Below are 12,633 nucleotides of genomic sequence, written 5' to 3' on the forward strand. Positions count from 1 at the left end.
TAGGGACCATCATGGTTTGTCCGGGCTTCAGAAGAGTTTGCGGCCAGTCAGGCGTTCGTGTTCCCGCACTGCGAAACGATCGGTCATGCCGGCGATGTAGTCCGCGACCGAGCGGTGCAGGTCGTCGCGCCGAGCAAAATCAGCCGGCATGGCCTCAGGTTGATCCACATAGGCGTTGAAAAGTTCGATCAGCACCAGCTTGGCCCGTGCGGTGGTCTCGTTGACCTGCGGGTGGCGATAAAGCTCCTTGAACAGGAAGCGCTTGAGTTGCGTGCTGGCTTCGCGCATGGGCTGGCTGAAGCGCACCAGCGGCGGGCAGTTGCGGGCCTCATCGGCCGTGAGCGGCATGTGTTCGGCCAACCGGGCGCGCGTGGCGTCGATCACGTCGTACACCTGTTGCGACAGCATGCGGCGGATGGTGTCAAACAGCAGGCGACGACCGGTGGCGTGCGGGTGCTCGGACAGGGTTTCGTCACGAAAGCGCACGAACAAGGGCACGGCTTCCAGCTGCTCGACGGTGATCAGGCCGGAGCGCACGCCATCGTCGATGTCATGCGCGTTGTAGGCGATCTCGTCGGCGAGGTTGCACAACTGTGCTTCCAGGCTGGGCTGGGTGCCATCCAGAAAGCGGCGGCCCACGCCATTGGGCTCTTGCGTTTCCAGCAATTCGGCATGGACTTTGGAGCAGTGTTTGAGGATGCCTTCGCGTGTTTCAAAGCTCAGGTTGAGCCCGTCGAAGCCGGGGTAGCGCTCTTCCAGCTTGTCCACCACGCGCAGCGATTGCAGGTTGTGCTCGAAGCCGCCGTGCCCCTTCATGCACTCGTTGAGCGCATCCTGGCCCGCGTGGCCAAAGGGGGTGTGGCCCAGATCATGGGCCAGCGCGATGGCTTCGACCAGGTCTTCGTTGAAACCCAGCGAGCGGGAGATGGACCGCCCCAGTTGCGCCACCTCCAGCGAGTGCGTCAGGCGGGTGCGAAACAGATCGCCCTCGTGGTTGAGGAAGACCTGGGTCTTGTAGACCAGGCGCCGAAACGCCGTGCTGTGCACGATGCGGTCGCGGTCACGCTGGAAGTCGCTGCGCGTGGGGGCGGGCGGTTCGGGGAAGCGGCGCCCCCTTGTTTGCTCAGGCTGACTGGCGTAAGGGGCTAACCACATCGGTTTGTTCTGTTCAGAAGTAGATCAGCGGGTGTGCGCGGCGATCACATCGCGAACCAGGGCGTCTGGTGCGGACCGCGTGGAGGCCTGCCCCAGTGGCCCCACGACCACGAACTTGATCTCGCCACCTTCGGCCTTTTTGTCGACCTGCATCAGCTCGATGTAGCGATCGGCCCCCAGATCCGGCCCCTTGACGGGCAGGCCTGTGCGCTCGATCAGGGCGCGGATGCGTTGGGCGGTGGGTTCGTCGATCAGGCCGAGGCGGGCCGACAGATCCGTGGCCATGACCATGCCGCAACCCACGGCCTCGCCGTGCAGCCACTCGCCATAGCCCATGCCGGCTTCGATCGCATGGCCAAAGGTGTGGCCATAGTTCAGGATGGCGCGCAGGCCGGATTCCTTTTCGTCCTGGCCGACCACCCAGGCCTTGATCTCGCACGAGCGCTTGACCGCGTGCATCAGCGCGGCGCGATCGCGGGCCAGCAGTTTGTCCATGTTGGCTTCGAGCCAGCTCAGGAACTCGGCGTCAGCGATGGGCCCGTACTTGATGACTTCCGCCAGGCCGGCGAGCAGTTCGCGCTGGGGCAGGGTGTCGAGCGTGTCGAGATCGCAGATCACGCGCTGGGGCTGGTAGAAGGCCCCGATCATGTTCTTGCCGGCCGGGTGGTTGATGGCCGTCTTGCCGCCCACGCTCGAATCGACCTGAGCCAGCAAGGTGGTGGGCACCTGCACGAAGGGCACGCCGCGCATGTAGCAGGCGGCGGCAAAGCCGGTCATGTCGCCCACCACGCCGCCGCCCAGGGCGTACAGCACGGTCTTGCGGTCAGCGGCTTCTTCCAGCAGTTTGGTGAAGATCTGGTTGAGGGCTGGCCAGTCCTTGTACTGCTCGCCATCCGGCAGTTCCACGTCCAGCACGGTCTTGTGATGCGGCGCCAGCGCGGCACGCAGTCTGGCCGTGTACAGCGGGCCCACCGTGGTGTTGGTGACGATCAATGCCTTGGAAGACTTGGGCAGGCCGGCGAAGGTATCGGCCACCAGCAGGTCGCCGCCGATCAGGATGTCGTAACTGCGGTCACCCAGGTCGATGCGGACCTGCGTGTTGCCGGAGGTGGGGGCGGATGCGGGAGGGAGGGGAGTCGATGCCATGAGCCAGGGTTGCGGGCGAGAGTGGAGCGATGAACGCGCCCCGAACTTCGCGGAAGTTCGGTCCCGGCCGCGACGCAGGGGGCATCAAAACAGGAATTGGGGTGACGAGCCTGAACCCCGGCACTGAAGGTAATCGGTTAGGGCTGCTTCGTTCCCGACCTGACCCGGTTGGCCGCACCCCCATGCGGGGAGGCCCGTCACTCACGATTGTATGCGATGTCGCGTGGCTTCAGGCCGGGACCTGTTCGGCCAGCCACCGTTTCAGCAGGGTGATGTGCTGTTGCAGAGCCGTGTTGAGTGTCATCAGCGTGCGGCTGACCACGGGCATGTCCTGCGCAATGAGCGCGTTTTCCAGATCGCCGGCATGGCGCGACAGCACGTCCAGGCCCAGGTTGGCCGAGGTGCCCTTGAGCATGTGGGCCACGCGCCGGGCCTGATCGGGGTCTTCTGAGAGTAATTGCTGGCAACGGCTCACAAAATCGGCCTGTTCTTCGCTGAATCTCGTGATCAGCTTGCGCAGCAGGGCGTCTTTGCCACCGCAGCGCTTCAGGGCGCCGGCCATGTCGAGGGCCGCGTCACTGGTGTCCGCTTCGAGGGGCATGTCGGCCTGGTGTGTTGTGGCGGCGCTGCTGGTGGTTGTGTCCAGCGCCAGTTCCGCAGGCGCCAGTTCGGGCGGTATTTCAGCCGCAGGGGCTTTGGGCGCGTTGCGGCTGTGTCGCAGGATCAGACGGATCATGTCGTCGGCATCAAAGGGCTTGGCCAGGTGGCCTACCATGCCCGCGTCCGTGCAGCGTTGTCGTTCTTCTGCCATGGCGTGGGCCGTCAAGGCCACGATGGGCAATTCAGGCTCGCGCATCAGCAGCAGCTCGGTGGCCTGCAGGCCGTTCATCACGGGCATCTGTACGTCCATCAGCACGATGTCGAAATAGCCGGCGCCTTGTTCCTTGTGGATCTGCAGGGCCTGCTTGCCGTTCTCGGCGCAGTGAACCTCCGCCTGTTGCTGGGTCAGCAAGCCCAGCAAGATCTCCCGGTTGATGTCGACGTCGTCGGCGGCGAGGATGCGCAAGCCGGTCAGGCGCGGTGTATCGATGTCGGCGCTGACCGGCGAGGTGAGCCCCTCGTCGGGGTGGGGCAGGCTGGTCGCATCGGCTTCTTCCAGGGGCAGCACGAGTGTGAAGGTCGAGCCTTCTCCCAGTGCGCTGTTGAGCGTGATGTCGCCGCCCATCAACAAGGCGAGCTTGCGGCTGATGCTCAGGCCCAGGCCGGTGCCACCAAAGCGGCGCGATGTGGAGCCGTCCGCCTGCTCGAAAGGTGAGAACACCCGTTCCTGTGCCTCGTGGTGCATGCCGATGCCGGAGTCCTTGATGGCGAAGTAGAGCTTGCCGTGGCTGGCCGACAGGGTGAGCGTCACGCCGCCTTTTTCGGTGAACTTGATGCCGTTGCTCAGCAGGTTGATCAGGATCTGGCGAATGCGCAGTGGGTCGCCGATCACGGCGGGTGGCACGCCCTCGCACTGGAAGTCGAGGCTCAGGTTCTTGCCGGAGGCGCGTTCTTCCACCATGGCGACGGCATCCTCGGCCAGCTGGCGCGGATCCAGCGCGCATTTCTCGATGGTGAGCTTGCCCGCATCGATCTTCGAGAAATCGAGGATGTCGTTGATCACGCCCAGCAGGTGGCGGCCCGATCGGGTGATGCGCTCCAGAATCTGTTGCACCTGCGGATCGCCGGGTGGGCACTTCTGGCCGACCTGGGCCAGGCCCAGTACGCCGTGCAGCGGGGTGCGGATTTCATGGCTCATATTGGCCAGGAACTCGGTCTTGACCCTGGCCAGTCGCTCTGCCTCTGTCTTGGCGTCGACCAGTTCGCGCTGCATGGTTTTCTGGTCGGTGATGTCCACGGCCAGGGTGAGGATGGCCTCAGGCTGGCCGAAAGCATCGAGCAAGGGCACCTTGGTCACGAGGTGATCTCGGCGGCTGCCATCGCGGCGCATGCGGGAGTTCTCGTAGCGGACCATGTCCGTGCCATTGAGCAGGTTGTGATCGTGCTCGCGGATCTGCTCGGCCATGGCGGGTGGGAAGAGCTCATCGGCCGTGTTGCCCAGCAGCAGCTCCTTGCTCAGCCCGGAGGCTTCCTCGAAAACCTTGTTGCTGAGCTGGTAGCGACCCTGCCTGTCCTTGATGGTCAGGCTCACAGGCAAGGCTTCGATCACGGTTTCCAGCCGATGCTGCTGGACCAGCACTTCTGCGGTACGGGCCTTGACCTGCTCTTCCAGGTGTGCACGGTGGTCAATCAACGCCTGCTCGGCTTCCAGGCGTTTGGTGATGTCGTGCCCGAAGGCCACCACGTAGGCCATGTCGTCGATCGTGATGGTGTCGAGCTTGACGGACCACCAGATGAACTCTCCGTCTTTCTTGACGGTGCGCCACTGCAGTTCCAGCGCGCCATGGTCTCTGGTGGCGTGCACGTATTCCAGGAAGGTCTTTTCGTCGTAGGGCGCCTCGGTGAACAGGTGGTGGCGACCGACATCCTTGGTGCGCCGGGCGCCGTGGGCTTGCAGCGCATGGTGGTTCACGTAGTGGAGTCGTCCACTGTCCTTGTCGAAGATCAACACGGCCATGGGGGCATGGTCCAGCAAGGTTGCCAGACGCTGCTTGCTGTCCACCAGCTCACGCTGTGTCTTCTCCTGCATCTCGACCTTGTCCTGCAGATCCTGGCGGGCCTTGTCGATCGTGGCCATCGCATTCCAGAACAGACGGCTGAAATGCGTGATGGTCGAACCAATCACCATGAACACGATGATCAGCACAACCGCATACGATGCCACCGGAGGGGTGTTGGTGGGGCCGATGCCGGGGATGAAGCCATACCATTGCGCGGCGAGCAAGGTGATCGCGCTCCCGACCGATATGCGCGTCATGAGCACACCCATGCGTGGGCCGTGCACAAAGCCCATCACCACGATCAGCGCGGCGGGTACGGCGCCGGCCGACGACGAGATGCCCGTACCCAGCGACAAGGCCAGGCCGTAGTTCACGATCAGGGTGAAGGCTGCAAAGGCCGTGGCAGCGGCGCGGGCTCCCCAGCGTTTGTTGATCAACATGGCGGTGATCGCCAGGGCTGCAAACAGGGCGCCGCTGGCCATGCGCAAATTGCGGATGTGCGGATCCTGGTTGGGCATCAGGCTCAGGCCGATGGCCAGCATCACGCCGCCAGCCGCCCCAATGCGCATCGTCATGTTGACGTTGCGCAGGATCGACTGGTCAATCTGCTGGCGAACGGTCTCCAGCGTCAGGGGCTCTTCGGCCACCTTGGCTGGTGCATGGCGGCCTTTGTCAGCCATTGAGTCGTGCAATCAGTTTGTTGAGGTGGGCTTCGATCTGGTTGCTGTGATCGAAGACGCCCATGGCCTCGCTGATGTAGCGCTTGAGCGTGTTGGACAGATGCTCTTCCTGTGACTCCGACAGCCCGAGGTGGATGAAGGAATGCTCCACCTCCGTGTGCATGCGCTGGAGCACCTGGCCCATGTGCATGCGGTTGGCATGTTGTTGCGCCGAGATGTCCACCAGAGCCTCGCGGGTGACCGCCACCAGCTTCTGCGTGTGCTCGAAGCTGGACTTTTCAAGCTCGACGTCCAGGGCGCGCATGCGCGAGACGATGCCTTCGGCCATCAAGGCCACGTTGTCTCGTACCCGCGCCATGCGGTCAATCTCGTCCTGAGGGTATTGGCCCGGCTGCGGGTTCATGGGCAGGTTGCGCACCAGCATCAGCACATTGCCGTAGTTGAAGCTGGTGTTGTCGCCCACGGCCTGGATCTTGGGACCGTTGCTCTTTTCGATGTGATCCAGGATGGAGTTGCCCAGTGCGGTGCACTCTCCCTGACCTGAACGCGATGCGACACCCTGGCGCCCCATCAGGCGCAGGGAGCCCTCAAAACCCATCTTGCTCAAGGCGCCGAAGAAGGCGCTGGCGATGTCGGTGTAGTTGTAGCAGTTGCTCAGTTGCCGTTGCAGGTCGAGCACGACGCCCACTTCGCCATACATGTTGGCGGTGGTCAGCACCGTGTTCATGGCCTCTTCGAACTGGCTGTTGAGATACTGGTTACGGGCGCGTTGCTCAACGGCTAGATCGATCTTGGCCGTCAGTTCGATGACGTCGAAAGGCTTGGTGAGGTAGTCTGTGCCGCCCACGCGGTAGCCGCGCAGCCGCTCTTCGATGTTGACGCGTGCCGACAGGAACAGGACGGGGATATCTGCCGTGCCGCTGTCCGACTTGAGCGCTGTGCAGGTGGCATAGCCGTCCATGTCGGGCATGTCGACGTCCAGCACGATCAGGTCGAAGGCTTCCTGGTGAGCCTTGACGACGGCTTCCCTGCCACTGTGCGCCAGGGTGACGTGATAGCGATCCTGCAAAGCCGCCTCGAGCATTTCCAGGGTCATGTCGTCGTCGTCTGTGATCAGTACGCGAGCCTGAGCCATTGTTCATCCCTTTGATCTGCCAGGCGACGCACACAGTAGGGCTGAAGTCATGCTCGCAGCCCGGGGCGCCTGATCCCCGAGGAGGAGATCGACAGGCCCTTGGGAAAGTTGAGGCTGAAAATGCGCGGCCCGCCCCCACTTCTCAGCGGGGCTGGAACTATTTCACGCTGATTTCACGCGCAGTTTCAGGCCAGCAAATGCTGCTTCAGAAACGCGACGGTGCGATCCCAGGCCTGCTGGGCGCAAGCCGCGTCATAGACCTCGGGGCGGGTCTGGTTGACGAAGGCGTGTTGCGCCTTGTAGCGGTGGACGTCCGGGCGTTGGCCGGCCTGCGTCATGGCGGCTTCCAGGCGATCGACGGCCGCAGGCGTGCACCAGTCGTCTTCGCTGGCAAAGTGGCCCTGGAACGGGATGCGGATCTGTGCAGGGTCGGCAAACTGTGCCGGCGGGATGCCATAGAAGCACACCGCTGCCGACAGCCCTGGCACATGCACGGCACTGGCCACGGTGAGTGCGCCGCCCATGCAGAAACCCATCACGCCGACCTTGCCACCTCGCCGGGCCAGGTGTTGAACGGCGCCGCGCAGATCCTGGTGCGTGGCGTCTGCAAAGTCGAGCCTCGTCATCATGTGGCTGGCTTCGTCTGCCGAACTGGCCAGGCGGCCACGGTACAGATCGGGTGCCAGCGTGGTGATGCCGGTCGCGGCCATGCGGTCCACCAGGGCACGGATGTGGTCGTTGAGGCCCCACCACTCCTGTATCAGGATGACGCTGGGTGTGCCGGCGCCGGCGTCGGTCAGATAGCCCTGGGTGCTGCCGCCATCCGGTCGCGAGAAGGTGATCATCTGACCCATGTCGGGCTCCTTGTAAAGGCGGCTTGTTTCGGGGCTCGCAGGCTCGGGCCTGACGATCAGCGCAGTTGCAGTTCGTCGGCGCCGTAGACCACGTTCAGCGGTTCGATCACGACCTGCTTGGGACCTGCTTCCACGCGGCCGGCCACCAGGGCGGGAATGCCCAGACCTTGTGCGATCTCGACGACGCGCTGCGCATCGCCAGCGGCCACATACAGGGCAAAGCCGGCGCCCATGTTCAGCGTGCCATAGGCCTCGTGGTCATCCAGGCCACATTCCTTCTGCATGAAGGCCAGCACGGGCGTCTTGTCGGGCAGGGCGGTGATGCGGTAGGTCAGAGCCTTGGGGTGACGCAGCAGCTTGCGCCAGCCGTGGCCGGTCACGTTCGCGCAGTAATGCGGGTTGATGCCGGCAGCAGCCAGGGCTTCGGTCACAGGCGAGTACAGCGTGGTTGGTGCCAGCAGGGCTTCACCGTAGGTCTGGCCATTGCCGATGTCGGTCAGGTAGCCCTTGGGCAGGCGCTCGGCCAGCTTGCGTGCCAGCGACAGGCCGTTGGCGTGGATGCCGCTCGATGCCAGCAGCACGATGGCGTCGCCGGCTTCCATCTTGTCGCCCACCGACAGACGGGTCTTGGGGCTGATGATGCCGGTGCACGATGCCGCCAGATCCACGCGGCCATCGGCCACGATGCCGGCCAGGGCGGGCGTTTCGCCGCCACCCCAGGCCACGTTGCAGACCTCGCAGGCCTTCTTCCAGCCCGCCACCAGGGCATTGGCGCGGATCTTGTCGCCAAACCAGTCGGAACCCCCGGCAGCCCAGTACGCTTGCACGACCAGGGGCGTGGCACCCACGGTGATCAGGTCATTGACCGCCATGGCGATGGTGTCCTGGGCGATGCTGTCGTAATAGCTCTTGCCCGTCAGCGTGGCCATCTCGTCGGCCACGAGCGTCTTGGTGCCCAGGCACTCGACGATGGAGGCCAGGTACATCGGGCCCACGTCCACGACATAGGCAGACTCGCCTCGCGAGGCCAGCACTTCCGAGAAACCATGGCTGGCCAGGTGCGCGCCGGTTTCAGCAGCGGCACGTTGCGCCGCGACCTTCAACGGGTCGATCAGGTCGTAGTTGACACCGGCCTGGTCGTAGGTGAGGGGTGCGTTCGTGCCGTTGTTGGAGCTGGTGGGCGTGGTCATGGGCGGGCAAAGAGCTGTGTGTTCGGGAAAACCGCGATTATCCCGTACGCGAGCAGGCTGTGGGTCAATTTGCATAGACTGCGGAGCATGAACAGCCTCATCCAGTCCATTCCGGTGCCATTGCAGTCCGCGCTGCTGCTGGTCCTGTCCAATGTGTTCATGACCTTTGCCTGGTACGGGCATCTCAAGAACATGGCCAGCAAGCCCTGGTTCTTTGCGGCGATCGTGAGCTGGGGCATCGCCTTGTTCGAGTACCTGCTGCAGGTGCCGGCCAACCGTGTGGGCGCCCAGCAGATGACGGTGGGCCAGCTCAAGGTGATGCAGGAGGTGATCTCCCTGAGCGTATTCGTGCCCTTTGCCGTGTTCTACCTGGGGCAGCCCTTCAAGCTGGACTACATCTGGGCCGCGCTGTGCCTGGTCGGCGCGGCGTATTTCATGTTCCGCGCCTGAGTCGCCGTTTTCATCGGATGAAAGAAGCCTTTGCCGGCTGACGTCATTGGCTGATCTTGCGCGCTTCTTCGATCTGGTATTCGAAGTAGCGCTGCCCGGAAAACGCGATCGTGGACATCAGCACCGTGGCGCCCAGCATCAGTGCAAGCGCCACGCCGATCACGGCAGACCAGCCACTGGCAGGCGCCGCCTCGGGTGAGTTTGCCAGTTGCGGATTGAAGCGCGCATGCCATTTCTCGTCGGGCGTCAGGCCGTAGAGGATGGCCTGCAGCATCGTGTAAGCCACCATGAATCCCAACATGGGGATCAGCAGCCACGAAAGCTGGTCGTCCTGTCCGAACTCGAAGACCCGGTTGATGCCCCAGGCGCCCACGAGCGTCGGCACGGCGTGCAGCCAGCCCCAGAGGTCGCCCAGGCCGTAGAGGTAGAAGCGATGCCCCCCGATCGGGCCCGTCAGCAGGGCTGCCCAGGTGGCCAGGGTTTTGGACTTGTAGCCAGTGGTGGGCGATGTCATGGATAGGTTTTCACACAGTGGCGTCGAGTCAGACTATAATGCGCGGTTTCGTGGCCCGAGTCGGGTGTTACCCAGGCGGCGGTTTGACTGGCCGTGTTGGAGGCATCTGGCGCGTATCTAAACGGTCCATGGAAATCAATTTACCTGGTCGGACAGTCTTTTTGCGTCTGACCGACCATTGGCCGCCGGCCCCCGAGTGTCTCCCGGGAAAGGTGGTCGCCAAACCATTTGAAGGACACATCATGGTCGTGATTCGACTCTCTCGCGGTGGCTCCAAGAAGCGCCCTTTCTACAACATCGTTGTGGCTGAACAAAAGAACCGCCGTGACGGCCGTTTCCTGGAGCGCGTGGGCTTCTACAACCCCCTGGCTTCCGGCAACGCCGAAACCCTGCGTCTGGCCCTGGACCGCGTGGACCACTGGGTCGGCAATGGCGCTCAGCCTTCCGACGCCGTGACCCGTCTGGTTCGCGAAGCCAAGACCAAGGCCGCTCCTGCTGCCTGAGCTTGACGACTGCATGAACGATCGCGCCGAGACCTACGCCCCTGTTCTGGACGACGGTGTCGTCTGGCCTGCAGACGCGGTAGAGGTCGGGCGCATCGTTGACGCCTGGGGTGTGAAGGGTGGGATCAAGGTCCAGCCTTTCTCCTCCGATCCTCAGGCGCTCTTCTGTACCAAGAAATGGTTTTTGCGCCCGGGCGATACGCCTTCGGGTGCTTTGCCGCGTCCGTCCGCCGCCAAAAGTGCAGCCAATGCTGCCGCGCCGGTTGCCAAGCCTGCTGCTGCTCCCAAGGGTGTGGCGCGTCTGGCCAAGCCGCGCTTCCTGCAGGTCAGGCAGGCGCGTGATCAGGGTGACGTGGTGGTGGCCACTGCCGAAGGGCTGGAGGACCGCAATGCCGCCGAGGCCCTCAAGGGCGCCCGCGTGTACGTGTCGCGCTCGGCCTTCCCGACGCCCGACGACGACGAGTTTTACTGGGTCGATCTGATCGGCCTGGACGTGGTCAACAAAGAGGGTGAAGCCCTGGGCAAGGTGGTCGATCTGCTCGACACCGGTCCCAACAGCGTGCTGCGCTGTGAAGGCGAAGCCGGCGAAGATGGCAAGCCCGTCGAGCGCCTGATCCCCTTCGTGTCGGCCTATATTGTCAGTGTCAGCCTGGCTGATCGGCGCATCGTGGCCGATTGGGGTCTGGACTACTGATCCTCCACCTACCTTGAACGGAGGGCCGAGATGGCCGTTCGCTTCGACGTCATCACCCTGTTTCCCGAGTTGTTCGCCCCGTTCCAGAACGTGGGCGTGACGCGCCGTGCGTTCGAAACCGGCCAGGTCGATGTGCGCCTGTGGCCCCTGCGGGATCACGCCGAGGGCGTTTACCGCCGGGTGGACGACCGCCCCTTTGGTGGCGGCCCCGGCATGGTGATGCTGGTGGAGCCGCTGGTGCGCTGCCTGTCTGCCATCCGATCGGATCAACTGGCGGCAGGTGCCGAGCGTCTGCCTGTCGTGCTGTTCAGCCCGGCCGGCAAGCCTTTGACGCAACAGCGCGTGCAGCAACTGGCGCAAGGGCCGGGTGCGGTGCTGCTGTGTGGCCGCTACGAAGGCATCGACCAGCGCTTCATCGACGCCCACGTGGACGAGGAAATCTCCATGGGCGATTACGTGCTCTCTGGTGGCGAGCTGCCGGCGCTGACCTTGATTGATGCCGTGACGCGTCTGCAGCCGGGTGTGTTGCACGATGCGGCCTCACACGAGCAGGACAGCTTCTCGGATGGCTTGCTGGACTGTCCGCACTACAGCCGCCCCGAAGTGCTGAGCCTGCCCGATCAGGGTGACCTGGCCGGGGTGGAGGCAGCGGTGCCGCCTGTGCTGATGTCGGGCCATCACGCCCACATTGCCCGCTGGCGGCGGGAGCAGCAACTGGCCATCACGGCACGTCGTCGCCCCGAATTGATCGAGGCGGCCAGGGCGCGCGGTGAATTGTCCAAACAAGACGAACACTTTTTGTCCCAACTCGCGCTATAATCTGCGGTTTTCCGATCCTCTACCCGGCCTATGCCCTTTTTGGGGTGCCGTGCAAGCTGGTTTTTCAGTGCGCGTGGCAATCATTTTTCTGGCGCGGGCAAGATCATTTAGGAGCCTTTGATGTCCAACATCATTCAACAGCTCGAGCAAGAAGAAATTGCTCGTCTGAACAAGACCATTCCTTCTTTCGCCCCTGGCGACACCGTGATCGTGTCCGTCAACGTGGTGGAAGGTACCCGCAAGCGCGTCCAGGCCTACGAAGGTGTGGTGATCGCCAAGCGTAACCGCGGCCTGAACTCCAGCTTCATCGTGCGCAAGATCTCGAGCGGCGAAGGCGTGGAACGTACGTTCCAGCTGTACAGCCCCCTGATCGCTGGCATCGAAGTCAAGCGTCGTGGTGATGTGCGTCGCGCCAAGCTGTACTACCTGCGTCAGCGTTCCGGCAAGTCGGCACGTATCAAAGAGAAGCTGGCCTGAACGAAGTGAAGCCGTGGCTGAAAGGCCGCGGTGTACTGCGGAGCAGTACAAGCCAGGTTCCGGCGAAGCCAAAAGCTCGCCAGATTCCAGAGCCTCTCTCCGCACTGACGTCCCCTCAGGACGCTCAACCCAAAGCCGCCTGTTGCGCAAGCACCGGCGGCTTTTGTTATGGTGTCGCCATGGCATTCACGATCGATCCCCGTGTGGCCGAGCTCCTGGGCCACGACGCCCACCTGCCGGCAGTCGACCCGCAACGTTTCACGCGGGCCTCGCTGGCGCAGCGCTTTCAGCAGCCGCCTGTCTGGCAACCCGATGTCGAGGTGGAGAAGTGGTACCGAGCGCCCAACCCGGTGCCG

At 63.6% G+C, this 12,633-nt stretch carries 12 protein-coding genes and 1 other RNA gene; 5 read left to right on the forward strand and 8 right to left on the reverse strand.

What is annotated here, in order from left to right:
* Positions 1 to 27 precede the first annotated feature (27 nt).
* From VFW93_RS10055 to VFW93_RS10085, 7 genes are all read right to left on the reverse strand, one after another.
* On the reverse strand, positions 28 to 1,155 hold the full coding sequence (locus VFW93_RS10055; protein ID WP_329693860.1) for a deoxyguanosinetriphosphate triphosphohydrolase: 1,128 nt from the start codon (positions 1,153 to 1,155) through the stop codon (positions 28 to 30).
* Between the two features lie 24 nt (positions 1,156 to 1,179).
* Entirely contained in the window at positions 1,180 to 2,301 is a 1,122-nt protein-coding gene (aroB, locus tag VFW93_RS10060; protein ID WP_329693861.1) for a 3-dehydroquinate synthase, read from the reverse strand.
* Positions 2,302 to 2,401: 100 nt separating this feature from the next.
* An RNA gene (gene ffs / locus VFW93_RS10065) (signal recognition particle sRNA small type) lies at positions 2,402 to 2,500 on the reverse strand.
* Positions 2,501 to 2,530: 30 nt separating this feature from the next.
* Complete coding sequence (locus VFW93_RS10070; protein WP_329693862.1) at positions 2,531 to 5,641, reverse strand: PAS domain S-box protein; 3,111 nt, start codon at positions 5,639 to 5,641, stop codon at positions 2,531 to 2,533.
* On the reverse strand, positions 5,634 to 6,776 hold the full coding sequence (locus VFW93_RS10075) for a response regulator (RefSeq protein WP_329693863.1): 1,143 nt from the start codon (positions 6,774 to 6,776) through the stop codon (positions 5,634 to 5,636). Before VFW93_RS10075 ends, VFW93_RS10070 begins: the two co-directional genes overlap by 8 nt.
* 185 nt (positions 6,777 to 6,961) lie before the next feature.
* Positions 6,962 to 7,630, reverse strand: coding sequence for a dienelactone hydrolase family protein (locus VFW93_RS10080; protein ID WP_329693864.1), 669 nt, complete (start codon positions 7,628 to 7,630; stop codon positions 6,962 to 6,964).
* Between the two features lie 56 nt (positions 7,631 to 7,686).
* A complete protein-coding gene (locus VFW93_RS10085) occupies positions 7,687 to 8,820 on the reverse strand; it encodes an AIR synthase-related protein (protein WP_329693865.1) in 1,134 nt (377 codons plus the stop codon).
* A gap of 87 nt (positions 8,821 to 8,907) precedes the next feature.
* On the opposite strand from VFW93_RS10085, the gene VFW93_RS10090 reads away from it, so the two are divergent.
* Positions 8,908 to 9,270 carry a DMT family protein gene (locus tag VFW93_RS10090; protein WP_329693866.1) on the forward strand — a complete coding sequence of 121 codons (363 nt, stop codon included), beginning with the start codon at positions 8,908 to 8,910 and terminating at the stop codon, positions 9,268 to 9,270.
* A 43-nt stretch (positions 9,271 to 9,313) separates the two neighbouring features.
* On the opposite strand, the gene VFW93_RS10095 is transcribed toward VFW93_RS10090, so the two are convergent.
* The gene (locus VFW93_RS10095) at positions 9,314 to 9,784 is read right to left on the reverse strand and encodes a hypothetical protein (RefSeq protein WP_329693867.1); all 471 of its coding nucleotides are present in this window, start codon (positions 9,782 to 9,784) and stop codon (positions 9,314 to 9,316) included.
* A gap of 242 nt (positions 9,785 to 10,026) precedes the next feature.
* Between VFW93_RS10095 and rpsP the strand changes: the two genes are divergently transcribed.
* From rpsP to rplS, 4 genes are all read left to right on the forward strand, one after another.
* Positions 10,027 to 10,287 carry a 30S ribosomal protein S16 gene (rpsP, locus tag VFW93_RS10100; RefSeq protein WP_329693868.1) on the forward strand — a complete coding sequence of 87 codons (261 nt, stop codon included), beginning with the start codon at positions 10,027 to 10,029 and terminating at the stop codon, positions 10,285 to 10,287.
* A gap of 13 nt (positions 10,288 to 10,300) precedes the next feature.
* A complete protein-coding gene (gene rimM, locus VFW93_RS10105; RefSeq protein ID WP_329693869.1) occupies positions 10,301 to 10,981 on the forward strand; it encodes a ribosome maturation factor RimM in 681 nt (226 codons plus the stop codon).
* Positions 10,982 to 11,011: 30 nt separating this feature from the next.
* Entirely contained in the window at positions 11,012 to 11,800 is a 789-nt protein-coding gene (gene trmD, locus VFW93_RS10110; protein WP_329693870.1) for a tRNA (guanosine(37)-N1)-methyltransferase TrmD, read from the forward strand.
* A gap of 120 nt (positions 11,801 to 11,920) precedes the next feature.
* Positions 11,921 to 12,277 carry a 50S ribosomal protein L19 gene (gene rplS, locus VFW93_RS10115; protein WP_035043354.1) on the forward strand — a complete coding sequence of 119 codons (357 nt, stop codon included), beginning with the start codon at positions 11,921 to 11,923 and terminating at the stop codon, positions 12,275 to 12,277.
* Positions 12,278 to 12,633 lie beyond the last annotated feature (356 nt).

This window comes from Aquabacterium sp., assembly GCF_036279675.1.
Taxonomy (GTDB): Bacteria; Pseudomonadota; Gammaproteobacteria; order Burkholderiales; family Burkholderiaceae_C; genus Aquabacterium.